This is a genomic window from Alteromonas sp. S167 (genome assembly GCF_036864375.1).
GTDB lineage: Bacteria > Pseudomonadota > Gammaproteobacteria > Enterobacterales > Alteromonadaceae > Alteromonas.
The window spans coordinates 118717-143101 of record NZ_JAZETR010000010.1; the positions used below are offsets into that span (position 1 = coordinate 118717).

Consider the following 24385-nt stretch of genomic DNA (forward strand, 5'->3'; position numbering starts at 1 on the left):
AACGCCGCTATGTATTAACTCTCTGGAGCATCCATTTCGCTAAACAAGGCATCAATAAATTCTTGGCCATCAAACTGACGCAAATCGTCAATGCCTTCACCCACACCTATATACCTTATAGGAATTTTGAACTGATCGGCAATAGAGAAGATAACACCACCTTTCGCCGTACCATCGAGCTTGGTTAGCGTTAATCCTGTTAATCCAACAGCTTCATTAAACAACTTAGCCTGACTAACTGCGTTTTGTCCTGTACCGGCGTCGAGCGTAAGCATAACCTCGTGAGGTGCATTAGGGTTTAGTTTTTTCATAACCCTTACTACTTTCTTAAGCTCTTCCATCAGATTATTTTTGTTCTGTAAACGGCCAGCCGTATCAGCAATGAGTACGTCAGTGCCGCGCGACTTAGCAGCTTCTAATGCATCATAAAGTACTGATGCACTGTCGGCACCGGTGTGCTGTGCAATAACAGGAATATCGTTGCGCTCACCCCATACTTGCAACTGTTCAACAGCGGCCGCACGGAATGTATCACCTGCTGCTAACATCACCTTTTTACCTTGCTGCTGGAATTGTTTTGCAAGCTTACCAATAGTGGTAGTTTTACCTACACCATTAACACCTACCATTAAAATAACAAAAGGTCCTTCAGACGCATCATGAGCCTGCATAACCTCTGGCAGTGGTTGGTTTACTTCAGACAGCATTCCCGCCATTTGCTGCTTCATAATATCTAGAAGTGCTTCGGCATCTTTTAAATCTTTACGCGATGCGCTGTCGGTTAGGTGGCTGATGATTTTCTGTGTAGTGTCCATACCCACATCGGCAACAAGAAGCTGAGTTTCAAGATCTTCGTAAAGCTCATCGTCTATAGCCTTACCCTTGAAAAGGCTAACAATACCGCTGCCTAAATTTTCTTTGGTGCGTGAAAGGCTCTCTTTTAAGCGAGAAAAAAGCGACTTTTTCTCTTTAGGCTTTTCAGCTTGGGCTCTCGCTTCTGCCTCAGCCTGGGCTTTTGCTTCTGCCTCAGCTTGAGCATTCGCTTCTGCCTCAGCTTGAGCTTTCGCTTCTGCCTCAGCTTGCGCTTTTGCTTCTGCCTCAGCCTGGGCTTTTGCTTCTGCCTCAGCTTGCGCTTTTGCTTCTGCCTCAGCTTGAGCTTTCGCTTCTGCCTCAGCTTGCGCTTTTGCTTCTGCCTCAGCTTGAGCTTTTGCTTCTGCCTCAGCTTGAGCTTTTGCTTCTGCCTCAGCTTGAGCTTTTGCTTCCGCCTCAGCTTGCGCTTTTGCTTCCGCCTCAGCCTGAGCTTTAGCTTCTGCCTCAGCTTGCGCTTTTGCTTCTGCCTCAGCCTGGGCTTTCGCTTCTGCCTCAGCTTGCGCTTTTGCTTCCGCCTCAGCCTGGGCTTTCGCTTTTGCCTCAGCTTGCGCTTTTGCTTCTGCCTCAGCCTGGGCTTCTGCCTCAGCTTGCGCTTTTGCGGCAGCTTCAGCAGCAGCGTTTTCTGCTGCTAGTGCTTCTGCTTCTTGTGCTTTTTGTTTTTCCGCTTTTTTGTTCTTGTTGAACCAGCCAAAAAGTTTCGACATTGTTAGGACAAATCCTTATAAATTCTGAGCAAATTCGGCTACACTTGCCGCCTAATGTATGAACGCATGATACCATTGTCAGCTACTATGAAGCGAGTTTCTCGCCCATCTCGGGCACCATCTTCTGCAAAAAACCGAAATGGGGTTAAAAAAGCCAATTCTCAACGTGGAAATAGCGTTGGCCAGATAAGAATTATTGGTGGCCAATGGCGCGGTAGAAAGTTACCCGTGCTAAATGCCGAAGGTTTACGCCCCACTACAGATAGAAACAAAGAAACATTATTTAATTGGCTAATGCCCTATTTAAGCGACGCACGTTGTTTAGATGTCTTCGCGGGTTCTGGTGGGTTGGGACTTGAAGCGCTTTCTCGCTATGCTTCACACTGCGACTTCGTTGAATTAGACAAGCAAGCCAGTGCTCAGCTGAAAGAAAACCTTAGAACCCTAAAAATAAACGATACTGCGACTGCAGTTGTGCATAATACTGACGCTTTACGCGCCATTGAAAGCTTTGCTAATAGTAAGTTTGATATTGTGTTTGTCGACCCACCTTTTTACAAAGGCTTGGTAGCACCAACGTTAAAAGCGCTAGCGCAGTGCGTTGACAAGGACAGTGTCATCTATTTAGAACACGAGAGTACGCTTGAAACGCCACCCCTTCCGGCAAACTGGCGTATTACAAAAGAAAAGCGGACAAGCGCACTTGTGTATATGTTAATTCAGGTAGAGGCCTAGAAACGGCGCTCAAGGCTGTCTCAAGCGTTAAAGCTCAAGACCAATGTTTGAAATACCCGCTTCAAGCGCAAGCTGCTTCATTTCTTCACATGCTTTGGCTGGATACTTCGCTTGCTCTATGTAGTCTAGCAATTCGTTTTGTACTTCTACTTCAAAAGCCATTAGCGGATGTTCTTTTACCGTTTCGTCAGAGGCTTCCTCTGCGGCCAGTAAATATGCTTCCACACTACCTTGAGACAATTTGCTAACCACTACGGCACCTTGAGGGTCATCGCCGGCAACTAAATTTAAAAGTGCGGCTAAACCAATAGCAGCATCAATGGCAGGGTAAACACCATAGTTATCAAACTCACTGGTATCTGGTGTTGCTACTTCCACTTTTTCAAGCTGAACGCCTACGTTGAATTTGCTTTTAGGTGACTTCAATGTTTCCCAAACAAGATTCAAACAGTTGCGCAGTGTAGGTGCATCGCCCGTTTCAGTTACATCGCAAAATAAGGTGTAGTTGGGCAGCATGCGTTCAAGCAACGCCGCGCCAAAAGCAATGGCTTTCCAGCCTTCCAAGGCTCTTACACGACCAAATGTATTCAGTTTTTGCTTCGCCATTTATAGAGCTCCGGTGGCATGCATGAAATATTTCGTAACGCCATCAAGTAGCATCTGAATGGCAATCATCACAAGGATCATTCCCATAAGGCGCTCCATGGCAACTAATCCGCGTTCTCCTAGAATTTTATGAAAAACATTTGAGAACATCAAAATTACAGCACTGATCGACCACGACGCCGCCAAAGCAATCGACCAGTCTGTCATTCTATCTGGCGCCTGATTTGCCAGCAGAATGAGTGCTGCTAGTGTAGAAGGGCCAGCAATCATTGGGATTGCAAGCGGTACTAAAAAAGGTTCTTCACCAACAGCAAGACCACTTGGGTTACCTGAAGAAGGGAAAATCATTTTCAATGCAATTAGAAATAGAATAATCCCGCCCGCGATACTCACGGTTTCTTGCTCAACGTTTAGGAAGTTAAGCACCGATTGACCACTAAACAAAAACAAGAACAGTATGCCCAGTGCAAACAATAACTCGCGAATGAGAATTATCTGTCTGCGCTTCGGCTCAATAGACTTTAGCACCGACATAAAAACAGGAAGATTTCCAAGCGGATCCATGATCAAAAAAAGCATTATGGCGGCTGACCAAGTATCCATATTGTCTCTTCTCCAAAGAATGTGGTTGCGGTGTGCTGATGCGCGCCATGGTAAACCAAGCGGCTTCAATTTAAAAACACCTATATTTAACGAAGCAGAAAAAATATTCGAAAAATAGAAAATTTGCGCTTAAATAATAGGAGTAACGCTAGAGCGTGTTGACATAAATTTACGTTCTACTGAGTTATGAACAAACTCGTTTTTTCAAATACGCCTTCTATTTTAAAGGCACGAGAAAAACGAACACCTACAACTTTTGGCTAATGTCTTAACACCAACCCTTTTGATGTAATGGTGTTATCATCGAAAACGTTCGTGACATGAACAGTAGAATAATAACAATCAATATTAACAAGTGGATAATTAACAATGAGTTTAATGACAGTAAAAGAAGTAGCTGCTTTCTTAGATGTACAAGATGTTCGCGTAGAGCGCTTGGAGAGGGAGAGCCTTTTGGTGTCGAAAGATAAAGATGCAGACGGTAATCCGCTTTTTGATAAAGCTGACGTAGAACGCTATAAGCAACTAGCAGAGCGTCTCGGCGGCATCTAGTTTCCCCGCAGTTACACAATCTAAAAAGGCACTGTATATAAATAGCAGTGCCTTTTTTGTTTATTCAACAAAACGTGCTGTTGATGCTTACGCTTTAAAGTCTTTCAACATGCGCGCAATTGAGCGAATGCCTTTCGCGGTAGCGCCAACAGGCATTTCAGCCGTTGCGCCGCCATGATAGGCCGCGGCTAAATCTAAGTGCACCCAACCTTCATGCTTTACAAAGCGCGATAAGAAACCTGCAGCATTTGATGCACCGCCACCGCCGCCACCTTTCATTGGACGACTGTTTGCTGTATCGGCAAACGCAGATGGACAACGATCAGCATGGAATGATTCTAAAGGAAGTGGCCAAAACCGCTCATTTTCCGCCTTTGCAGCGGCCAGCATCTGCTCTCTTGCATTATCGTCAAGAGAGAACACACCGTGGTAATCCGACCCTAAAGCAACTACAGCAGCACCGGTAAGCGTTGCAGCATCAATAATAAGTGGTGCGCCAGTGTCTGTGGCAAGCATTAAGCCATCGGCCAGCACTAATCTACCTTCAGCATCGGTATTGACGACTTCAACAGTAACACCGTTTTTATAGGTTAAAACATCGCCAAGCTTATAAGCGTGTCCACTGATAAGGTTTTCTGCACAGCATAAAATAAGTTGAATGCGCTTTTGAATGCCTTGTGTTATCGCTAAACCCAGTGCACCTGTCACTGTAGCAGCGCCACCCATGTCACACTTCATATCAAGCATACCTTCGCTTGACTTGATACTGTATCCTCCACTGTCAAATGTAATGCCTTTACCCACCAATACGGCATCAACCTGCGCATCGTCATTACCGGTTGGGTTGTAATCTAATACCAACATAGCAGGCGGGCGTTCACTGCCTCGACCTACATTATAAATGCCAATCCACCCTTCTTCTTTCAGCGCCTCGCCAACAGTCATGCTGTAGGTTACGTTGTCACCGCCCAGCGATTTAAGCCATTCTGCAGCGCGCTGTGCCAATGTTTCTGGGCTTAGGTCTTCTGGCGTTTCGTTCACCAACTGGCGGGTAAACAATAATGCCGCGTACTCTTGCTCTAACGCCGCTTTGTCACCGTTGTCTGCCCATTCAATTGAAGCTGGGTTACGTGCTTTAGTGAAGCTAAGTGCAAATGCCCACTGTTGTTCTTTTTGCCAATCGCCAACAAGGGTAACGCCAGGTAAGTTCAAACCATCAAGTTTACGCGCCGCTTGCTGAATTAAACGCGCGTTTTGACTGTCGTCGGGTAGGTGAATTACCGCACCGGTTTCATTGAAAGAAAGTTTTGCATTCTCTCCCCACGCAGCCTGTGCGCTGCTAGTCGAGAGGCTAACGGTAAATTCTGCCATTGCGTTTTAATCCTTATCAGTTGTTGCTGTATGCGGGTAATCACTACTGACTCACCCGAATGTCTGTTAATCTGCGCGTTTTGGTTATTTAAGCTCAGGGAAAACTATGAACTTTGCACCTGCGTTAATACGCGGCACGCTTGTAAAAAGGTACAAGCGCTTTTTGGCCGATGTTGAACTTGCTGATGGCTCAGTGGTAACCGCACACTGCCCTAACACTGGAGCCATGACAGGCTGTGCTGAGCCCGGTTTCACGGTGTACTTAAGCGAATCAAACAATCCTAAACGCAAGCTCAAATATACGTGGGAACTTGCAGAAACCTTTGACGGTCACTTCATCGGCATAAACACGCACAATGCTAATAAGTTGGTGGCGGAAGCCCTAAATAACAAGGTACTAACGCAATTTTCTTCCATCGATAGTTGGAAAGCTGAAGTAACACCACCTGGTGCAAATAGTCGTTTCGACTTCGCGCTTTATAACAACAGCCACACACAATTTATGGAAGTAAAATCGGTCACATTGGCCGACGGCAATAAAGGTTATTTTCCTGATGCCGTTACCGAGCGCGGCGCTAAACACTGCTTAGAATTGGCAAGACTGGCGAAAAGTGGCATTAAAACCTCACTGCTTTTTTGTGTGCAACACACAGCCATCGCCACTGTGAGTGTTGCTGAACATATTGATCCAACCTATGCCAAATGCGTAAAGACTGCGCAAGATGCTGGCGTGGAAGTTATCGCTGCGGCCTGTTCAATAGATGAACAAAAAATCATTCTAAATCAATCACTACCAGTTATTTTGTAAAAAATAGGTTGAATTTTTTCAGTTTGGCGCCATATTTGCGCCTTGTTTTAGTGGTATAACGCACTAATGCGTTTGCTGGAAAGTCGCGGCCACATGGCACGGTAAAGCGATACCAGCACAATAATTACATAGACACGATAGATTGCCTGTTGTTCTAGAGTCTGTTATAGATAACGGTTGATTCAGGACAAGACGGATGTCGTAGTGTAGGAGATGTGGCACATGCCAACAGGAAAAGAAACAAAATCCCTAGGACTATTAGCCCTGGCTGGTCTTCAGCCATACGAGCCAAAGCCAGACGAAGAGTATATGGGCGAGCCCCAAATGGAGCACTTCCGTCTATTGCTTAAAGCTTGGCGCAACCAACTTCGTGAAGAAGTTGACCGTACGGTAACGCACATGAAGGATGAAGCTGCAAACTTCCCAGATCCTGTAGACCGTGCTGCACAAGAAGAAGAGTTCAGCCTAGAGTTACGTACGCGTGACCGTGAGCGTAAGCTAATAAAGAAAATTGAAAAAACGCTTAAACGCATTGAAGAAGACGATTTTGGTTTTTGCGATTCTTGCGGAATCGAAATTGGTATTCGTCGCCTAGAGGCGCGTCCTACAGCAGACTTATGTATTGACTGTAAGACAATGGCTGAAATTAAAGAGAAACAACTACAAGGTTAATGCGTTAACCATGTAAAGTTGATTAGAAAGCCTCATCCGAAACGATGGGGCTTTTTGTTATTATGCATAAAAAATACGTAGGGCGCTTTGCTCCCTCTCCTTCTGGACAACTTCACTTCGGCTCACTGGTTACTGCGGTTGCAAGTTACCTAGACGCCAAAAGCAACCACGGAACGTGGCTGCTTCGCATGGAAGATATAGACGAACCACGATGCATATCAGGTGTGGATAAAGATATTTTATGCACGCTGGAAAAACATGGGCTGTTTTGGAACGGAGATGTCATCTATCAAAGTCAGCAGCATCAGCGTTATCAAGAAGTGGTAGACCGTTTACTTGAGCAAGACTTAGCCTACTACTGCGCGTGCACAAGAAAGCAAATCAAAGCCATGGGCGGCGTTTACAATGGGCATTGCCGACATTTGGGGCTTGCTCCCGATAGCAACAACCAAGACCAGTTTGCTATTCGATTAACAATGACTAGACCACTACAAGCATTTGAAGATGTCATTATGGGGAATGTTACGCCCATTGAATCCGAAGCACCGTGTGATAGCCCGCATCAAGAAGCCTCAACTGCTAATTCAAGCGCAGAAGATGTGGTAATAAAGCGCAGAGACGGCCTGTTTTCTTACAATTTAGTGGTTATTTTGGACGACGTGTTTCAAGGCGTAAACCACGTTATTCGAGGGTGTGACCTGTTAGATGTCACGCCGCTGCAAAAAGCCGTTTACCAAACACTAGGATATGAGATTCCTACTTATGGGCACATACCTGTGGCCGCAGTATCACCCGGAAGAAAGTTGAGCAAACAAAACCGCGCTGCGCCTGTAAACAATACTACACCGAAAGAAAACCTTTTGCGGGTAATGCAGTTTTTAGGTTTTGACTTCCCCGCCGCATCGTCATTTAATGATATTTCGGCGTTACTGGCACACGCTATTGCCATTTGGGATAGGAAAAAAGTAGTGAAAACGCCCGAAATTATTGTTCCACAACATGAATCCACTTATTATAGCGAACCTTTATAGCTTGCGGAGATACCATCATCATTCATCGTGTTTTTAAATCTGTTAAACGCGCTTTTTCAAAAGAGAGTTCGTCTGATAACGCACTGAAGCCCAGAGTTATGACTCGAGGTGAACATGGCATTTCACGTGAAGACGTAAGTGCTAACGCGTTAAAAGTGATGTACCGCCTTAACGGAGCTGGCTTCGAATCGTATTTGGTTGGAGGCTGTGTACGCGATATTTTGATGGGACACGAACCTAAAGACTTTGATGTAGTCACTAACGCTACCCCAGAGCAAATTAAAGGTTTGTTTAAGAATTGTCGCCTTATTGGCCGCCGATTCCGCCTTGCTCATATTGTTTTCGGTAGAGAGATTATTGAAGTTGCCACGTTCCGTGGGCACCACCAAGAGTCTGACGAAAACGAAGGTACACCAAAACACAAAGTGACAGCAAAACGTGATGCTCATGGCCAGCTAGTTCGCGACAACGTGTTTGGCACTATTGAAGAAGATGCCCAGCGCCGCGACTTTACCTTTAACGCCATGTACTACAGCGTTGCAGACTTTACCGTTAAAGATTTTGCCAATGGGTTATCAGCCATAGAAAAGCGTGAAGTTGCGCTAATTGGCGATCCTGAAACCCGCTACCGTGAAGACCCTGTACGTATGCTACGCGCCGTACGGTTCGCAGTAAAACTGTCGATGCATATCGAAAAGAATACGGCAGCGCCTATCAAGGCTTTAGCTAACTTACTGCAAAATATTCCACCTGCCCGACTTTTCGAAGAAACACTAAAACTCTTTTTGTCAGGTAAAGGCGAGGACACGTTTTTAATGCTGCGCGAATATGGCCTGTTAGATCCATTATTCCCACAGCTAACGCCATTTTTAAAAGACGAAAATAGCAAAGAAATGCAGTTCATTCGCCGCGTGTTGGCGAATACTGATGAACGAATTAACAGTAACCAACGTGTTACACCGGCCTTCTTATATGCAGCGTTGTTGTGGTATCCGGTAGAAGAGCACTCTCAGCGCCTTCAAACTGAGTCTGGCTTGAACGCACATGACGCATTTAATATTGCTGCAGGCGACGTTATTGCCCGCCAAACACAGCGCATTATGATACCCAAGCGTTTTTCCACCGTGGTACGCGACATTTGGATTTTACAGCAGCGATTACCCAAGCGCTTTGGTCGTAGAGCATTCCAGTTACTTACACACCCCAAGTTCAGAGCAGGTTATGACTTCTTACTGGCACGAGGCCAAACAGAAGGTGGCGATTTACTCGAACTTGCACAGTGGTGGACACATTTTCAGCATGCCGAGAATAGCAAACAAAAAGGCATGTTAAACGCATTAAGACGTAGCGAAGGCGGTAAAGGAGCACCAAAGAAACGTAAGCGTCGCCCAGCTAGGAAAGACTCAGATGCATAAAGAGCACGTTTATATTGGTGTTGGCAGTAATCTTGGTGAAAGTGAAGAAAAAGCAAAGCGTGCTTTTGATGCTATAGGAAGGTTAGAAGACACACGCGTTCTTAAAACCTCTTCACTGTATTCTAGTAAGCCTATGGGCCCTCAAGATCAGCCCGATTACATCAATGCAGTAGTACTGATAGAAACCGCATTAAAACCTCACGGCTTACTTAAACAGTTACAGCGAATCGAATTAGAAGAAGGCCGTGAACGCAAAGGTGAGCGCTGGGGCCCGCGCACGTTAGATCTCGATATTTTGCTGTACGGCAGCGAAAATATCGACACCGCAGATTTAACGATCCCTCATTATGGAATGTCTGGCCGTGAGTTTGTTTTAGTACCGCTTTTTGAAATTGCCCCAAACATGGTAATGCATGACGGCAAGCCACTATCTAGCTGGGTTGCTAGCTGCACACTAGATGGCCTTCGTCGTCTTCGCACTTCCAATTAGCAGCAAAATCCGTATAGTTCGCCACACAATATCGATATTTAGTACCGATTTCCTAACATTATCTGGATCATGTCATGAAAAAAGTTACGGTTTCAGGCTTGCTCAAGAAGAAGCAAGCAGGTGAAAAAATTACCTCGTTAACAGCTTACGATGCCAGCTTTGCCAAAATGTTCGACGAGCAAGGCATAGACGCACTGCTGATTGGTGACTCGTTAGGGATGGTTCTACAGGGCGAAGACGATACGTTACCTGTAACAATTGATGACATTGCTTATCACACTAGAAGTGTTCGCAAAGGCACTCAACGCGCATTTGTGCTGGCAGATATGCCGTTTATGAGTTACGCCACACCAGAGCAAACCTTTACCAACGCCGCCAAGCTTATGGCAGCGGGTGCAAGCATGGTAAAAATGGAAGGCGGTAGCTGGCTGTGTGACACCATAGCTGGACTAAATTTACGCGGTGTGCCCGTATGTGGTCACCTAGGCTTAACGCCACAGTCTGTGCATGTATTTGGTGGCTTTAAGGTACAAGGCCGTGAAGCAAGCCAAGCTGAAAAGCTAATTGAAGAAGCTAAGGCGCTAGAGCAAGCGGGTATTCAACTACTTGTTCTTGAGTGCGTGCCTTCATCACTAGGAAAAGCAGTGAGTGAAGCCCTTACCATTCCAGTAATTGGTATTGGCGCAGGCAAAGACACCGACGGTCAAATATTGGTGATGCATGATATGTTCGGGATAAGCGCAAACTACATGCCTAAGTTTTCGAAGAATTACTTAGTAGAAACGGGCGATATGCGTAAGGCCGTTGCCAAGTACATTGAAGAAGTAGAAAGCGGCGCGTTCCCTTCTGCTGAACACAGCTTCGAATAGATGGGTTTCGAATAAATAAGTTTCGAAAAGCACGGCAAAACATTACTAAGCTTGGATTAGATAGAAAGGTTAATACAGATATGAAGGTTATCGATAGCACTGCAGCATTACGCGAGCTCATTGGTGATTGGAAACGCAGCGGCCTTAGCGTTGGTTTTGTGCCTACCATGGGCAATTTGCATGATGGCCACCTTAAGTTAGTTAAGCGCGCTAAAGCGCACAACGATAAGGTAATAGTAAGTATCTTTGTTAACCCTATGCAGTTTGGCAAAAACGAAGATTTAGATGCTTACCCTCGCACAATAGAACAAGATAAAGCGAAGCTTGTCGCAGAGGGTACAGATGCGGTATTTCTTCCTAGCGTTGCTGATATGTACCCTGCTGGGCTTGATGCACAAACCTTCGTAGAAGTACCCGGCATTTCTGACGTACTGTGCGGCGCTAGCCGTCCAGGCCACTTTCGCGGCGTAGCAACGGTAGTAAGTAAGCTGTTCAATATGGTGCAGCCTGACGACGCCTTCTTCGGAGAAAAAGACTTTCAGCAACTTGCCGTTATTCGCACTATGGCCCGCGACCTTTCTATGGCAGTTACTATCCACGGTGTCCCTACAGAGCGCGAGACATCGGGTTTAGCCATGAGTTCGCGCAACGGCTATTTGTCAGAGGAAGAAAAGGCAACGGCCAGTGAAATTTATCAAGCGATGCAGCGCATGAAACTGGCAATCGAGAAGGGCAATAAGAATTTCGACGAGCTTGAAGCATCTACCGTGGCGGATTTAGAAGAAAAAGGGTTCAGAAACGACTACGTAAAAGTTGTGAACGCAAGTACGTTTATGCCGGCCTCAGCCACTGATGCTCACCTTGTTATCGTTGTTGCGTTATTTATGGGTAAAACACGGCTTATCGACAACATACAAGTACACGTTTAATACGTTAGGTCACAATCAAAACACACTTAAAACTGTGGTGACTTAAATGCAAAAAGCCCGAATGGTAATACCGTTCGGGCTTTTTCGTTTAATGTGTTGTTTAAGCTAGCTGCCTACTAGCATAGGCATGATGCACTAGGCCGAAGCAAGAAGTGCCTCATCAGACACAAAATCAATAAGCTCTTTCCACGCCTGCGTTTCTTTGGCTATTAAATGTTGCTCAGCCAAAATCGCTGCAAGGTCGTTATGGCTAGTAAGCGGATTCGCCAGTACTACACGAAACACCGTTATGCATTGCGAAGGATAGTCTGGCGCTTCTAATCGTGTACGCGACACAAACGACTTACCCGCTTCCCGCTGTTGCTTTTGTACCGCTACAACGAGTGCATCAATTTTTTGATTAATGGCATTGCGCATTTTCGCGTTTACGTGCTTCAGTTTTTGCTGCACTTCTTGCGGACATACACGATAGGTTAACAGCGACAACGTTGGCGATGTGGTTAGCTCGAAGTCTTGTGCCTTATCAATCATATTGGCGAAGTCACTGGCTTTATCAATACTTCTATCAATTAGCAGCTCGTAGCCTTTACGACCAAAGATATGCAGCGCTGAGTACACCATCATGGCCATGCCGTTTCGCGAACCTTCAAGGGTAGTTGCACCTAAGTCTTTAGAGCCGGCACGTAAAATATATTGCGCGTGATGCCTTACCGCATTGGCGTTTTGCGGGTCTTTAAATAGGGCCATACCGGCACCCATAGGTACGTACATTTGCTTGTGGGCATCGATAGTAACAGAGTCAGCACGTTCAATGCCTTTCAAACGAGAGCGATAGCGTGATGAGAATAACGTTGCGCCGCCCCATGCTGCGTCTACATGGAACCAACAGCCAAGCTCTTTGGCCACATCGGCAAGCTCATCTAATGGGTCTACGTGACCGGTTTCAGTAGTTCCACCCACACCAACAATAGCTAGCAACTTGTTACCTTCTTCCTGGTAACGCTTACCTGCGCGAAGCGCCTTTGCAGGGTCTAGCGTTTGGTGTGGTGCCGGCAGTGTAATTAACTGCTCTCTGCCAATACCCAAGACGTCTACTGCTTTAGACAGCGAGTAGTGCCCGCGTTTAGAGCACATTACGCCAAGGTTGTTAATGTCGTAATGGCGATATGCCGCAGCCAGACCTGCTTTTGACACACCAGAAAAACCTTTTTGAGGGCCAAGCATTTTATTGCGAGCTACCCAAAGCGCAGTGATATTGGCAATAGTACCACCAGAACAAAATGCACCCAATGAATGTGCTGCACTGTGCAGATGTTTGTTATAAAACGCCTCAGACTGATCGTAGACCAAGTTGTGCATCATACCGATGACCTGACGTTCCAACGGCGTAAAGGCCTTCGACGTTTCAATTTTTACGAGGTTTTGGTTAAGCCCCACCATCAGCTTTGACAGCGGAAGATGAAAATATGGCAGGGCCGAGGTCATATGACCTATAAACGTAGGCGAGTAAGTATTTACAGAATGGGCTACAAGCTTATCCAATAAGCTTTCTGCGTGCGTTGAAACGAACTCAGGCGACTCAGGCACTTTCGAGTCTGAGAAGTCTTTTTCAATTTCTTCAAGCGATGTCTTTTTCGTAACAACATGCTGCGACAAAAAGTCTAAAATGTTGTCAGATAAATGCTGCTCAATTTGAGCCAGCTTCGAGTCTTTGTGTTCAGGCTTGGTAAAGACCCTAAACAAGTGCTCTAAACTAACTTGCGCTTCACCCACTCAACACACCTCACAATAAATACAAACACATATTCCGCGCTGGCGGAATTAACAGGCGGTTTTGTAGGACACCGGCCTGACACCTATTTTCCCTAACGCGCAGCAATTGTTACCCGCATGGCTCAACGTTGGGGTATACGCATACGCACTGACATGGTCCATTCGTTGTCAAACCTGAAAGTTTATCACGTCACTTTCAGGGTGTCGCACTTTACCTTAGATTGCAATTTTCGCCAAGTGGTACGCCTTAGCATTTAGGCTGATTCGTGAAACATATTTGTTATGTTCACTAAAACTAAGGCATTGCATTTCAATACTGCTATATTTTAATTATGAATAAATACGCACAAGTAAGGATGTCAGTTTATGCCAATTAGAGAAATAAGCGAAGAATTCTCGGTGAACGACATCGTGCCGTATTTTCAGCCTATCATTGATTTAGATAGCAGCGGCGTTTGGCGCTATGAGTGCCTTGCGCGATTAATTACGCAAGGCGACAAAACGTTTCTGCCAAGTGAGTTTCTGTATCTTATTGAGCGTGAGCATCATATTAGCGCCTTAGCCGCAAGTATGTTTGTGCAATGTGCGCACTACTTTCACGACCTTAATATACCGTGGAACTTCAACATTACATCTAACGATCTGCAAAACGAACAGCTGACAAATACGTTAATTACGCACTTAGCCAGCTACCCTAATCCTGAACGAGTCAGTACAGAAGTAAGTGCATCTACGGCACTTTCAAACCCTCAGCAATTAGCGAGCTTTATCGACAAAAGCATGCACGCTGGATTGGGGGTTTTTATTGATAATGTAGGTTCGTGTCCAGGGAATATCCGCGCACTAATGAACATTCCTGTTCGAGGAATTAAGTTAGCTGGCGGTTTAATTCGCCATTACGACGACCAAGACGCAGTACGCGAATACGTAGACTATGTGCTTAACCTATGCGAGCAGCACGGCGTGAACGTAATTGCTGAACACATTGAGGATGAAGCTCAGCTAGAGCGCGTTAAGCGTTTGCCAATTCGCTATGCTCAGGGATATGTTTTTAGCCCGCCTGTAGCAAGTGTAAAGCGGGCTCAGCAACCACACTAACGCTTAATTTTTTTTCGCTCAGCCTTCGCCCGATTAGCTTTTTTTCGCGTAATCTTCTCGAACTTATTCTTCGTCGCTGCTGCACATTAATTGCCAGCACGGCTGACCGCTTTCGCGATACTTTCGTTCGAAAGGCGTCATATGCTTCTCGCCAGTGACTTCTGCTAAATCGCTTACTACACCATAATGTTTTGCTGCCTGAGCAAACTCCATGACATAGATAAGCCAGTTACTTCGCACTTCAATATTTGGCGTTATTGCCATTAAATCGACCATCGCCGCGCTGGCATGCCAACGCTTTTGTACCTGTGTTTTTTTCGGGTACGGATTGGGGTAAAGCAAAAAGTGTTTTACCACATTCCAATTGGCCGCCCTTACCAAACGCCAAAAGTCATTCACGTCTGCACGAATAACGCGGTAGTTCTGACTTTGTGTACTGTAGTGCATATGTTTGTCTACGCGAAGAGCAGACTTATCGATACCAATAACCCGTGCTTCAGGATAGGCATTGGCAATGTTCGCTGTACTCTCACCAACACCACAGCACGAATCTAAAATAACATCGCCTTTAAAACCGTCTAGCCATGCACTAACCTCATCAAACGCAGTCTGTGTGTGGTCGCTAATAGGACGTTTGTTTTCGCTTTTTTGGTATTTCACCACCAGCTCGTCAAGCTTATCGTGAATGCCTTGTTGCGTGGTGGTTATTTCTCTAGAGTTTCCTGAAGCCATTAACTGCGTATGCCCTTACCTGTTTTGAGAAGGTAATACGCCACACTAAACAGCAATGTATTGAAGCCCACTAGCAGCCCTAGCGATAGGGTTACGTTTACGTCTGATACCCCTAAAAACCCATAGCGGAACCCGTTAACCATATATACCACTGGATTGGCTTTACTTACCCACTGCCAGAACTCTGGTAACAGTGAAAGCGAATAAAACACGCCACCTAAATACGTTAGGGGAGTAAGCACAAAGGTGGGTACTACGCTGATATCGTCGAAGGTTTTAGCAAACACTGCGTTAATCAAACCTGCGGTAGCAAATAGCGTTGAAGTAAGTAAAAGGGTTAAAGCAATAATGCCAATATTGTGAATTTGAACATCAACAAAAAACAGCGACACCATGGTAACGATAATGCCAATAAGGATTGCACGCGCTACACCACCGCCTACATAGCCAAGAATTATTACCGAAGTAGGTACTGGTGAGACTAACAGCTCTTCAATATTGCGTTGAAACTTAGCACTAAAGAAAGACGACGACACGTTGGCGTATGAGTTGGTAATAACCGACATCATAATAAGCCCAGGTACAATAAACTCCATGTAGGTAAAGCCACCCATTTCGCCTATGCGGTTACCAATAAGGCTGCCGAAAATAACGAAGTAAAGGCTCATAGTAATAGCTGGCGGCACCAAGGTTTGTACCCAAATACGCAAAAAGCGCGTGCACTCTTTTATCCAGATAGTGGTTAGCGCCACATAGTTTTGCTTTAACCAGCTGGTATTTTGTTCTGTATTCATTACTGTGGTTTCTGTTTTCACTGTTTAATACCGTATTCGTTGCGTTGCAGCGGAGGATGTAGCAAACCTGCTAACCAGCTTGCTTTGCCGACTCTACAAGGCGCACAAATAATTCTTCCAAGCGGTTAGATTTATTGCGCATACTCATTACTTGAATACCCTGCTCACTTAACTGAGAGAAAACGGGGTTTAGGCCTTCTGTTTTTTCAACATCCACTTCTAATGTGTGCTCATCGATAAGCCTGCTCTCAAAGCCGCTAAGCGATGGTGCTGCTGCCGACTCAGGTACAGATATATCTAGCACAAAGGTTTCTAGGCTAAGCTTAGACAACAGCGCTTTCATACTCGTATTTTCTACAATAGTACCTTTATTAATAATGGCGATATTGCGACACAGCATTTCAGCTTCTTCAAGGTAGTGGGTAGTAAGAATAATAGTAATGCCCGCACGATTAATTTCTTCTAGGAAACCCCACATTGAGCGGCGAATTTCTATATCAACACCAGCGGTTGGCTCGTCTAATATTAGCAGTTTAGGCTCGTGCATCAGCGCACGTGCAATCATAAGCCTGCGTTTCATACCGCCAGACAGTTCACGCGCACGTGCGTCTCGCTTTTCCCACAAGTCTAATTGGGCAAGGTATTTCTTAGCACGCTCTTTGGCTACATTACGCGGAACGCCATAGTAACCAGCCTGGTTTAGAACAATTTGTAAAACCGTTTCAAACTGGTTGAAATTAAATTCTTGCGGCACTAACCCAATACAGGCTTTAGCCTGTTCTTTTTGGGTTGTAAGGTCATAGCCAAATACAGACACCTGACCATCGGTTTGATTCACCAACGAGCTAATAATGCCGATAGTGGTTGATTTACCTGCACCATTTGGGCCCAACAAAGCGAAGAAATCGCCTTGTTCAACTGAAAGGTCAACGCCTTTTAATGCTTGTACGCCACCCTTATAGGTTTTTGTTAACCCTTTAATATCTAAAGCTTTCATGTGTAGCCTGTATTTTGAATGTCGCAGTGACATACTTTGGAAAGAGACAATCGCAGTTTTTCATGCAAGCGCGCATGGTAAAGATTTAACGCGAATATACAGTTTAACGTAAAACGCTTGGCAGTTAGAACATCAACGCGATTTAGTCATTGTTTTTAACGATTAAATACACCACAGTAGGTGGGTATAAAAAGTACACATTTCAAGTTTTACCGCAGATGCGGCTTATATTGAAATGTAATGGATAATAATAAATACAGGGCCATTTATAATGTCTAACAACAAGAATACTTCTCCCGCGCCTTTGCTGCCACCATTGCCACCTGAGACAACGCCAGAGTTGGCCGACGACTTTGCCGTTTTTATCGATATATTGGGTTTTATTCCCAACAGTTTACTTACCATGCAGCGCAAACCAGAGATGGTAAAAGGCTTTGCCGCGCTAACTAAAGGGGTAATGGGTGAAGGCAGTGTTGTAGATGGCGGTTTCAAACGACTAATTGCCCACTTTGCCAGCCGCGCTGCGGGCTGTCAGTATTGCGAAGCGCATTCGCTAATTGCTGCAGGAATTCACGGTATTAGCGACGAAAAAGTAGCTGCGGTGTGGGAATATCAAACAAGTCCACTCTACACGCAGGCCGAACGCATGGCGCTAGATTTTGCCCTAGCAGCAGGCAGTGTCCCTAATGCTGTTGATGCCCCACTTATGGAAGCAATGCGTACGCATTGGAAAGAAGAGGAAATTGTCGAAATTCTTGGTGCCGTAAGTTTGTATGGCTTCTTAAATCGCTGGAACGACTCAATGGCCACCGAAATTGAATCGTCACCCAAGGCACTAGGTGACGAGGTACTTGCTCAAGGTGGATGGACTGGCGGTAAACACGTTAAGGAATAAAACCGAGCTTAATTAAGCTCGGCCAACACCAAGGCAATCAATAGTTCGCGCTGTTACTCATAAGTACCGGCGCTCGCTCGGCAATTTCCATTTCTACTTTTCTATCAAAGAAAATACCTTCATGTTCGGTTTGTTTACTTTGCGACTCGCCGACAGCTACCGTCATTATTTGTGTTTCCGATACACCACGCTGGGTTAATTCTTTCTTAACACTTAGTGCACGCTGCATTGAAAGCGCTTCGTTAAACTGGGTATCACCGCGCTGATCAGCTTGACCGGTTAAACGAATACTCAGTTTTTCATTACCCTTAAGCGCACTAGCGATAAGTGATAACTGCTCTTGATACGCAGGCTCTACCACCACAGAGCCAGATTTAAACTGAATACTGCTTTTAAGTGTTGGCGCAGGTGCTTGCACTAGTTCTTCGCTGTACGCCACTTTCGTTATCATAAGCTGCTCTTGCATACTCTGGTTAGCAGCAAGTAAAGCAGTATTTTCATCGTTCGCTTTACTTAACGCTTCACGGTTATTTTGTAGCGCATTTTCTTGAGCTGTATTTTCTCCCAAAAGTGCACCAACAATACCGGCTACCGCTGCACCAACAGGGCCGGCCACAATGGCGCCCACTACCACACCACTGCCAAGACCAATAGCAGCAGCCTTGGACTCTTCGTTCTGCTGCAATTGCTGTGTGTTTTGCTGCACTTGGTGTGTGTTGTACTGATTTGATGTACTGGCAGAAACGTTTAGTGAAAGCGCCATTAACCCTGCTGCAGCGGTGTATGTGAAAGCATTAAAAGTGCGATGCAGTGAATAATGTAGTGACATAAATAAATCCTCTTCAAAAAAAGCGTTGTGCGCCGTTGGGGGGACGCACAACGCAAAGGGTAGTTTGTTGATAAAGTGTGTTGCTGTAAGTCATTTGGTATGACGCTATTTAACCGCCGATAAGTGGCAGAAAGTGCGATAGTTTGAGGAAATGTTGTGATGGTTTTGGAGAAATATGGCGTAAATGAGGCACTCTTGAGGATTTTATGTCGAACTTAAGCAAAGGTGGCTTTTCAAAGGTATAGTGTGCACATTGACACACCCTGTTTGAAGAACGACGGAACCACAGCATGCCAAAAACCATCGCCTTAGTTGAAGATGATGCAGCCATTCGAGAGAACTACATTATGGCCCTTCAGGCACAGGGCTACAGCGTGAATGCATACGATGATAGACCCTCTGCGGCAGAAGCGTTTACCCACACTCTGCCCGACCTTGCCATTATTGATATTGGCTTAAAAGATGAAATTGAAGGTGGATTTATGCTTTGCCAGCAGTTGCGCAGTTTGTCACAAACCCTGCCTATTATATTTTTCACGGCTCGCGACAACGATGTTGATACCATAAGTGGTTTACGAATGGGTGCCGACGACTATTTAACCAAAGATATCAGCATGGCTCACCTGCTTGCTCGTATCGCCGCTTTGTTCAGAAGAACAGACCTGTTGGCCGCACCTACTGAGCAAAAAGACGAATTGAAAGTGGGCGATTTAAAAGTGGACGTTTCAAGAATGACTGTAAGTTGGCAAAACCAGCCTGTACTGCTTACCGTAACCGAATTTTGGATGCTGCACGCGCTTATTAAACGCCCTGGGCATGTTAAAAGCCGACAGCAGTTAATGGATGAATCTAGAATGGTGGTAGATGACACCACTATTACGTCGCACATTAAGCGCATGCGCAAAAAATTTGTGCAGCTAGATGCCAATTTTGAGCATATCGATACCGTTTACGGTATGGGTTATCGCTGGCAGCCGTAACATAGAAATCACGTATTAGCTATGCGACTTCGTTTCTCTATACGCCTACAGCTTGTTGTACTATCGCTGTTTTTGTTCACTATTCCTTACCTAGGCTACAACTATGTATGGGAGCTTGAGCAATACCTGCGAAATGGGCAAGAGCAAACCATGATTGGCACCGCTCGAGCCGTGGCTACAGCACTTCACGAGCGACCGGCGCTATTCGACAGTCAATCTGCCTATTTGCAAGATGTACGCCCGGGTACCGACCTGTATGCGCCGCCCATTCCCTACCCAATTCGATTAGACGGCGAGCTTAACGACTGGCAGCAAGTAAATGAGTTGGTAAGCGAATATGGAAACGCTGAAGTTATTGAGTATTACAGCGGTAATAAGGGCGAGCCCGTAAGCTTGTCGTTTAAGCACATGGTTGGACGCTACGGCCAGTTCCTTTATGCCATGTTTGAGGTGTCGGACGATGCTTTATTATGGCGTCAACCAAATAGCTTAAGTGTAGAGAGTGGCGATCACTTACTTATAGGAATGGAAACCCCAGAGGGTGCGTTGGCTCGCTACGTGGTTGCCCCTTATGAAAGTGGCTGGGTAAACGCCTATAAACTGGCTGACGCTACAGACACCACACGCGCCGTTGAAAACGCGCTATCTATCCAAGGGCGTTGGCAAGAGACCGCAAACGGCTACAACATTGAACTGCGCTTTCCGCTTTCTATGACCACCGGAGGTTTAGCCTTTACTCTCGTTGATGTAGACAACGTAGAAACACGTGACAAACAATATGCTCTTGGTACCGCGAACACCAAAGATTTAGAAAAGCTGGGGACGGTAATCACCCCATCGCCTGAAATTGAGCGCATTCTTGCTGGGCTTAAATACGCAGACTCGCGCGTATGGGTGGTTGATAAACATAAGCGGGTGCTGGCCCGCGCGGGTGATATACAATCGGCAACAGGCATTGAAGTAACGGCACCACAAGCCGAGCGAAGCGCAGCCTGGCAATGGGTGGAAAACGAGTGGCTACTGCCGGTTTATTATCAAATTCTTACTCGCCCACCAGCGGACTTTATCGACGAGCTTGACGATGCCTACGCCTTGGTCGGCCAAGACTTAGGCACCGCATTAAATGGTCAGCCCGACTCGCTTTGGCGTCTGTCGCCCGACAACAAAGCCATTATTCTGTCGGCTGCATATCCCATTTTTATTGACGGAAACGTAATGGGAGCCGTGGTAATAGAGCAAACCACAAACGGTATTCGTACCCTTCGTAACCGGGCGCTAGAGCAACTATTTCATGTCATATTAGCGGTAATGTTGCTTGGTACCCTTGGACTTTTACTTTTCGCTAGTCGTATCTCAAGCAGAATCAGGCAGCTTCGCGACAGCACCGAAGCGGTTATCGACGATAACGGGAAAATAGTGGGCACCTTGCCTGTATCAAACCAACGAGATGAGATAGGCGATTTATCGCGCTCATTTTCTGATGTCCTCTCTCGTCTTCAACAATACAACTCGTACCTTGAAAACATGGCTTCGCGTTTATCACACGAACTGCGCACGCCCATTGCGGTCGTGAAATCATCATTAGATATGCTTGGACACGTGAGCGAAAAGCAGCAACAGGATGTATTCGTCACGCGGGCGCAATCGGGCGTAAACAGGCTTAGCACCATACTCAATAGCATGAGTGAAGCAACCCGACTAGAGCAGGCTATTGCACAAGAAGACTTAGAAACCTTCAATGTTGTAAAGGTGATTACGGGTTGCATCGAAGGCTACAAGCACACGTATACAAACCGCAAGTGGGTACTAACTGCCAGCGAAGAGCAACTGATAATAGATGGCTCGCCAGAATTAATTGCACAGTTTTTCGATAAGATTATTTCAAACGCCGTCGATTTCAGCAGCGAAGAAGATGAAATTAACGTTACGCTCTCAAAGAGGGATAAACGAGCAATACTCAGTGTCAGTAATCCTGGCCCGCTGTTACCGCAAGGCATGAAAAAACAACTTTTACAGTCGATGGTCTCTGTGAGAAAAGAGAACGACGTTCAAAATTCAGCACAGTCGCCACACCTAGGTTTGGGGCTTTACATTGCCAATATCATTATGATGTTTCACAAAGGTTCGCTTAGCCTTAACGATCGCGAAGATAAAACAGGCGTGATCGTTACTGCGTCTGTTCCACTTGCATAAAAATATAATCACAACTCTCAGAGACTTATCCAAATAACCAATATAAATGATAATTGTTATCATTTATATTTACACGAATTTCTTTTTTCTATACACTCCCCGCCCTCACACACACTGGGGAAAAACAATGAACAACAAAAAGTTAAGTATGGGCGCACACACTATTGCTGCTGCGCTTGCTTTTGGTCACTCCGCGGTTTTAGCGCAAGAAAACACCGACGTTTGCAATGATAAGACATCAGCTGAATGCGCTGCGCCGTCTGATGACGCTATTGAACTTATTCGTATTCATGGCGTTCAGCAGTCTATTTATCGCTACGACAAATCCGGCGATCCAAGACATTTAGCCGACCTTGTTGATACACCACAAACCATTACTGTTCTTACTCAAGATCAAATTCAAGAAAGTGGCAGAACCGATCTTGAAGATATTCTGCAAGCACAAGCAGGCGTTACCCTTGGAACGGGTGAGAATGGTAATGCTTTTGGTGATCGATATATTATTCGTGGACATGAAGCACGCAGCGACGTGTTTGTGGATGGACTACGAGATCCTGGAATGACAACACGTGAAAGTTTTGCAACCGAGCGTGTGGAAATAACCAAAGGGCCAAGCTCAACTTTTGCTGGGCGAGGATCTTCAGGCGGTGCGGTTAACTCAATTACGAAGAAGGCATCTACAGCCTATAATTTTGGACGCGTTGACGCAGCAATAGGTACCGATGAACACAATCGCTTTACTGTTGACTTAAATAAAACCCTTACTGAAACAAGTGCAGTTCGTTTAAACGGCCTTTATTCTTCAGAAGACAAGCCTGGCCGTGAAGGAATTGAGCGAGACCGCGAAGGTGTTCAATTATCATACGTAAACCAGCCAACTGACCGTTTGTCATTTACTGGTGATATCTATTACCTTAATGCTGAAGATAAACCTGATTTGGGCAGCTACTACGACAGAGACGCAGGATATCCACTTAAAGATATTCCTGTGTACGCACAAGATGAGGATTTCCTTAACTCAGAAGTGACCACATTTACGCTTCGTACCGAGTATGACATCAGTGATAACCTTCGTTTTTATAACGCCACGCGCGTAGGAAAAACCGAAAACGAGTATATTACTACAGGCATGCGTGGAACAAACCGAGATGCCACAGACCCAATTGCACCTGGTGCTTACACACTATCACTTAGCACGCATCAAGGTTGGCAAGATGTAGAGTACGTTACATCGCAGTTTAACCTGTTTTGGGATACAGCATTTTTAGGCTTAGACCACCGCCTAGTATTCGGCTTTGAATATACAGATGAGTCAGTAGACAACGGCGTATTCAGTGTTGAGAACAACAACCCAACAAATTGTCTTGTTGGAGGACGACGCGGTGTTTCTTCAAGCTACTGTATTTTAGATGCTGAGGGTAATGCAGTAGACAACATAGGTGCGTTGATGGGAAGAACGTTTACGCGCGGTAACGTCGATGCACAATATGATATCGAAACGTACTCTTGGTACGTAATGGACACATTAGCGCTTACTGAAAAGCTTGATATGTTCTTTGGTCTACGCGCAGATAGCTACGACTATACCAATGCGACATCGGGGCGTAGTGGAGAGCAGCTTTTTGCCTTTGAAGACGACCTGTACAACGGCCATTTGGGTCTTGTTTACTCGTTATCAGAACACGGCAACCTTTATGCATCATACAGCACAGCCACTAATATTAATGGCGGTGAGTCAGACTTAGGTGCCAACTGTGGTTATGGCGGTTTGTGTGGAACACCAGAACAAGCAGCACAGGCTGACCCAGAGCAGGTAGAAAATATTGAAATTGGAACAAAGTGGTCGTTGTTTAACGAGAAACTTGTAGCCAATGCAGCCATTTTCCGAATCACTAAAAGCGATGTTCATGAAAGTGTTGGCGATTCATATTCAACCCTTGGCACGTTGAACACAGGTGAAAACCGCGTTGAAGGTATTGAGTTTGGTCTAAGTGGCGATATAACTGACAAATTTAGTATTCAGGCTTCAGCAGCCTTTATGGATTCAGAAGTCTTAAAATCATATAACGACAGTAATTTAGGGTTGGCATTGAGTAACTTTGCAGATGAAAGTTTTTACATTCAAATGCGTTATCAGCCTAACGAAAAGTTTGCCTTCGGTGGTGATTACAGTTATCAATCTGAAATGTTTGGCGGACAACCTGACACGGCAGCAGGTTTTAATACCGATACAAATGAATACTCTATAGTCGTTCCAGATTATGACGTTGTGAATTTATTTGCTAACTATTATTACTCAGACGCCCTCACCTTCCGCGTAAACGTAGGTAACCTGTTTGATAAAGAATACTGGACTGCAGCATATCGTTCTGGCTCATTTATGTATATTGGTGATGGTCGCAACATCACTGGTACGCTTAGCTACGAATTTTAATTGCT

Annotated in this window: 23 protein-coding genes; 14 read left to right on the forward strand and 9 right to left on the reverse strand. The window is 45.4% G+C overall.

Annotation, left to right across the window (positions count from 1 at the left end; translation table 11 throughout):
- Positions 1–14 precede the first annotated feature (14 nt).
- Positions 15–1574 carry a signal recognition particle-docking protein FtsY gene (gene ftsY, locus V7R35_RS15310; RefSeq protein ID WP_334015791.1) on the reverse strand — a complete coding sequence of 520 codons (1560 nt, stop codon included), beginning with the start codon at positions 1572–1574 and terminating at the stop codon, positions 15–17.
- A 66-nt stretch (positions 1575–1640) separates the two neighbouring features.
- Here ftsY and rsmD point away from each other — a divergent pair, with 66 nt between their 5' ends.
- Positions 1641–2309 carry a 16S rRNA (guanine(966)-N(2))-methyltransferase RsmD gene (gene rsmD / locus V7R35_RS15315; protein WP_334015792.1) on the forward strand — a complete coding sequence of 223 codons (669 nt, stop codon included), beginning with the start codon at positions 1641–1643 and terminating at the stop codon, positions 2307–2309.
- A 27-nt stretch (positions 2310–2336) separates the two neighbouring features.
- On the opposite strand, the gene V7R35_RS15320 is transcribed toward rsmD, so the two are convergent.
- On the reverse strand, positions 2337–2915 hold the full coding sequence (locus tag V7R35_RS15320) for a YjaG family protein (protein ID WP_334015793.1): 579 nt from the start codon (positions 2913–2915) through the stop codon (positions 2337–2339).
- Positions 2916–3518 carry a YhgN family NAAT transporter gene (locus V7R35_RS15325; RefSeq protein WP_334015794.1) on the reverse strand — a complete coding sequence of 201 codons (603 nt, stop codon included), beginning with the start codon at positions 3516–3518 and terminating at the stop codon, positions 2916–2918.
- A 369-nt stretch (positions 3519–3887) separates the two neighbouring features.
- Between V7R35_RS15325 and V7R35_RS15330 the strand changes: the two genes are divergently transcribed.
- Complete coding sequence (locus V7R35_RS15330) at positions 3888–4070, forward strand: helix-turn-helix domain-containing protein (RefSeq protein ID WP_334015795.1); 183 nt, start codon at positions 3888–3890, stop codon at positions 4068–4070.
- An 87-nt stretch (positions 4071–4157) separates the two neighbouring features.
- Here the strand turns inward: V7R35_RS15330 and pepB are convergent, their stop codons facing one another.
- Complete coding sequence (gene pepB, locus V7R35_RS15335; protein ID WP_334015796.1) at positions 4158–5441, reverse strand: aminopeptidase PepB; 1284 nt, start codon at positions 5439–5441, stop codon at positions 4158–4160.
- Positions 5442–5547: 106 nt separating this feature from the next.
- Between pepB and sfsA the strand changes: the two genes are divergently transcribed.
- From sfsA to panC, 7 genes are all read left to right on the forward strand, one after another.
- Positions 5548–6249: a DNA/RNA nuclease SfsA gene (gene sfsA / locus V7R35_RS15340; protein WP_334015797.1), complete on the forward strand. Its 702-nt coding sequence runs from the start codon at positions 5548–5550 to the stop codon at positions 6247–6249.
- A gap of 222 nt (positions 6250–6471) precedes the next feature.
- A complete protein-coding gene (dksA, locus tag V7R35_RS15345; RefSeq protein WP_334015799.1) occupies positions 6472–6921 on the forward strand; it encodes an RNA polymerase-binding protein DksA in 450 nt (149 codons plus the stop codon).
- Between the two features lie 62 nt (positions 6922–6983).
- Positions 6984–7952, forward strand: a complete 969-nt coding sequence (gene gluQRS / locus V7R35_RS15350; RefSeq protein ID WP_334015800.1) for a tRNA glutamyl-Q(34) synthetase GluQRS — start codon at positions 6984–6986, stop codon at positions 7950–7952.
- 98 nt (positions 7953–8050) lie between these two features.
- The gene (gene pcnB / locus V7R35_RS15355) at positions 8051–9367 is read left to right on the forward strand and encodes a polynucleotide adenylyltransferase PcnB (protein ID WP_334015801.1); all 1317 of its coding nucleotides are present in this window, start codon (positions 8051–8053) and stop codon (positions 9365–9367) included.
- Positions 9360–9857, forward strand: a complete 498-nt coding sequence (gene folK, locus V7R35_RS15360) for a 2-amino-4-hydroxy-6-hydroxymethyldihydropteridine diphosphokinase (RefSeq protein WP_334015802.1) — start codon at positions 9360–9362, stop codon at positions 9855–9857. The genes pcnB and folK overlap by 8 nt, the downstream gene beginning before the upstream one ends.
- 74 nt (positions 9858–9931) lie before the next feature.
- Positions 9932–10726, forward strand: coding sequence for a 3-methyl-2-oxobutanoate hydroxymethyltransferase (gene panB / locus V7R35_RS15365; RefSeq protein WP_334015803.1), 795 nt, complete (start codon positions 9932–9934; stop codon positions 10724–10726).
- An 80-nt stretch (positions 10727–10806) separates the two neighbouring features.
- A complete protein-coding gene (gene panC / locus V7R35_RS15370; protein ID WP_334015804.1) occupies positions 10807–11655 on the forward strand; it encodes a pantoate--beta-alanine ligase in 849 nt (282 codons plus the stop codon).
- A gap of 135 nt (positions 11656–11790) precedes the next feature.
- On the opposite strand, the gene panP is transcribed toward panC, so the two are convergent.
- Positions 11791–13428, reverse strand: coding sequence for a pyridoxal-dependent aspartate 1-decarboxylase PanP (gene panP / locus V7R35_RS15375; RefSeq protein WP_334015805.1), 1638 nt, complete (start codon positions 13426–13428; stop codon positions 11791–11793).
- Between the two features lie 366 nt (positions 13429–13794).
- Between panP and V7R35_RS15380 the strand changes: the two genes are divergently transcribed.
- Complete coding sequence (locus tag V7R35_RS15380; protein WP_334015806.1) at positions 13795–14526, forward strand: EAL domain-containing protein; 732 nt, start codon at positions 13795–13797, stop codon at positions 14524–14526.
- A 63-nt stretch (positions 14527–14589) separates the two neighbouring features.
- On the opposite strand, the gene trmB is transcribed toward V7R35_RS15380, so the two are convergent.
- From trmB to V7R35_RS15395, 3 genes are read right to left on the reverse strand one after another with little or no spacing between them, the layout of a single operon-like run.
- Positions 14590–15258 carry a tRNA (guanine(46)-N(7))-methyltransferase TrmB gene (gene trmB / locus V7R35_RS15385; protein WP_334015807.1) on the reverse strand — a complete coding sequence of 223 codons (669 nt, stop codon included), beginning with the start codon at positions 15256–15258 and terminating at the stop codon, positions 14590–14592.
- Positions 15258–16073 carry an ABC transporter permease gene (locus V7R35_RS15390; RefSeq protein ID WP_334015808.1) on the reverse strand — a complete coding sequence of 272 codons (816 nt, stop codon included), beginning with the start codon at positions 16071–16073 and terminating at the stop codon, positions 15258–15260. The genes trmB and V7R35_RS15390 overlap by 1 nt, the downstream gene beginning before the upstream one ends.
- Positions 16074–16122: 49 nt before the next feature.
- On the reverse strand, positions 16123–17049 hold the full coding sequence (locus tag V7R35_RS15395) for an ABC transporter ATP-binding protein (protein WP_334015809.1): 927 nt from the start codon (positions 17047–17049) through the stop codon (positions 16123–16125).
- A gap of 271 nt (positions 17050–17320) precedes the next feature.
- Here V7R35_RS15395 and V7R35_RS15400 point away from each other — a divergent pair, with 271 nt between their 5' ends.
- Positions 17321–17944: a carboxymuconolactone decarboxylase family protein gene (locus tag V7R35_RS15400; RefSeq protein ID WP_334015810.1), complete on the forward strand. Its 624-nt coding sequence runs from the start codon at positions 17321–17323 to the stop codon at positions 17942–17944.
- A 37-nt stretch (positions 17945–17981) separates the two neighbouring features.
- On the opposite strand, the gene pdsO is transcribed toward V7R35_RS15400, so the two are convergent.
- On the reverse strand, positions 17982–18773 hold the full coding sequence (gene pdsO / locus V7R35_RS15405; RefSeq protein ID WP_334015811.1) for a sortase-associated OmpA-like protein PdsO: 792 nt from the start codon (positions 18771–18773) through the stop codon (positions 17982–17984).
- A 290-nt stretch (positions 18774–19063) separates the two neighbouring features.
- Between pdsO and pdsR the strand changes: the two genes are divergently transcribed.
- The 3 genes from pdsR to V7R35_RS15420 all read left to right on the forward strand — a co-directional run bounded on the left by pdsR (position 19064) and on the right by V7R35_RS15420 (position 24380).
- Positions 19064–19753 (forward strand): proteobacterial dedicated sortase system response regulator, encoded by a 690-nt coding sequence (gene pdsR / locus V7R35_RS15410; RefSeq protein WP_334015812.1) that lies wholly within the window; start codon positions 19064–19066, stop codon positions 19751–19753.
- A gap of 21 nt (positions 19754–19774) precedes the next feature.
- Positions 19775–21946, forward strand: a complete 2172-nt coding sequence (gene pdsS / locus V7R35_RS15415; RefSeq protein WP_334015814.1) for a proteobacterial dedicated sortase system histidine kinase — start codon at positions 19775–19777, stop codon at positions 21944–21946.
- Positions 21947–22073: 127 nt separating this feature from the next.
- A complete protein-coding gene (locus V7R35_RS15420) occupies positions 22074–24380 on the forward strand; it encodes a TonB-dependent receptor (RefSeq protein WP_334015816.1) in 2307 nt (768 codons plus the stop codon).
- The last annotated feature ends 5 nt before the right edge of the window (positions 24381–24385 follow it).

What these genes read in the sequence shown, in the direction of transcription:
- V7R35_RS15325 (WP_334015794.1), bottom strand. Translation starts at nt 3,518, where the DNA reads ATGGATACTTGGTCAGCCGCCATAATGCTTTTTTTGATCATGGATCCG.
- panB (WP_334015803.1), top strand. Translation starts at nt 9,932, where the DNA reads ATGAAAAAAGTTACGGTTTCAGGCTTGCTCAAGAAGAAGCAAGCAGGT.
- dksA (WP_334015799.1), top strand. Translation starts at nt 6,472, where the DNA reads ATGCCAACAGGAAAAGAAACAAAATCCCTAGGACTATTAGCCCTGGCT.
- sfsA (WP_334015797.1), top strand. Translation starts at nt 5,548, where the DNA reads ATGAACTTTGCACCTGCGTTAATACGCGGCACGCTTGTAAAAAGGTAC.
- pcnB (WP_334015801.1), top strand. Translation starts at nt 8,051, where the DNA reads ATGACTCGAGGTGAACATGGCATTTCACGTGAAGACGTAAGTGCTAAC.
- folK (WP_334015802.1), top strand. Translation starts at nt 9,360, where the DNA reads ATGCATAAAGAGCACGTTTATATTGGTGTTGGCAGTAATCTTGGTGAA.
- ftsY (WP_334015791.1), bottom strand. Translation starts at nt 1,574, where the DNA reads ATGTCGAAACTTTTTGGCTGGTTCAACAAGAACAAAAAAGCGGAAAAA.
- gluQRS (WP_334015800.1), top strand. Translation starts at nt 6,984, where the DNA reads ATGCATAAAAAATACGTAGGGCGCTTTGCTCCCTCTCCTTCTGGACAA.
- trmB (WP_334015807.1), bottom strand. Translation starts at nt 15,258, where the DNA reads ATGGCTTCAGGAAACTCTAGAGAAATAACCACCACGCAACAAGGCATT.
- V7R35_RS15320 (WP_334015793.1), bottom strand. Translation starts at nt 2,915, where the DNA reads ATGGCGAAGCAAAAACTGAATACATTTGGTCGTGTAAGAGCCTTGGAA.
- V7R35_RS15330 (WP_334015795.1), top strand. Translation starts at nt 3,888, where the DNA reads ATGAGTTTAATGACAGTAAAAGAAGTAGCTGCTTTCTTAGATGTACAA.
- panC (WP_334015804.1), top strand. Translation starts at nt 10,807, where the DNA reads ATGAAGGTTATCGATAGCACTGCAGCATTACGCGAGCTCATTGGTGAT.
- V7R35_RS15380 (WP_334015806.1), top strand. Translation starts at nt 13,795, where the DNA reads ATGCCAATTAGAGAAATAAGCGAAGAATTCTCGGTGAACGACATCGTG.
- pdsO (WP_334015811.1), bottom strand. Translation starts at nt 18,773, where the DNA reads ATGTCACTACATTATTCACTGCATCGCACTTTTAATGCTTTCACATAC.
- V7R35_RS15420 (WP_334015816.1), top strand. Translation starts at nt 22,074, where the DNA reads ATGAACAACAAAAAGTTAAGTATGGGCGCACACACTATTGCTGCTGCG.
- V7R35_RS15400 (WP_334015810.1), top strand. Translation starts at nt 17,321, where the DNA reads ATGTCTAACAACAAGAATACTTCTCCCGCGCCTTTGCTGCCACCATTG.
- rsmD (WP_334015792.1), top strand. Translation starts at nt 1,641, where the DNA reads ATGATACCATTGTCAGCTACTATGAAGCGAGTTTCTCGCCCATCTCGG.
- V7R35_RS15395 (WP_334015809.1), bottom strand. Translation starts at nt 17,049, where the DNA reads ATGAAAGCTTTAGATATTAAAGGGTTAACAAAAACCTATAAGGGTGGC.
- pepB (WP_334015796.1), bottom strand. Translation starts at nt 5,441, where the DNA reads ATGGCAGAATTTACCGTTAGCCTCTCGACTAGCAGCGCACAGGCTGCG.
- pdsR (WP_334015812.1), top strand. Translation starts at nt 19,064, where the DNA reads ATGCCAAAAACCATCGCCTTAGTTGAAGATGATGCAGCCATTCGAGAG.
- pdsS (WP_334015814.1), top strand. Translation starts at nt 19,775, where the DNA reads ATGCGACTTCGTTTCTCTATACGCCTACAGCTTGTTGTACTATCGCTG.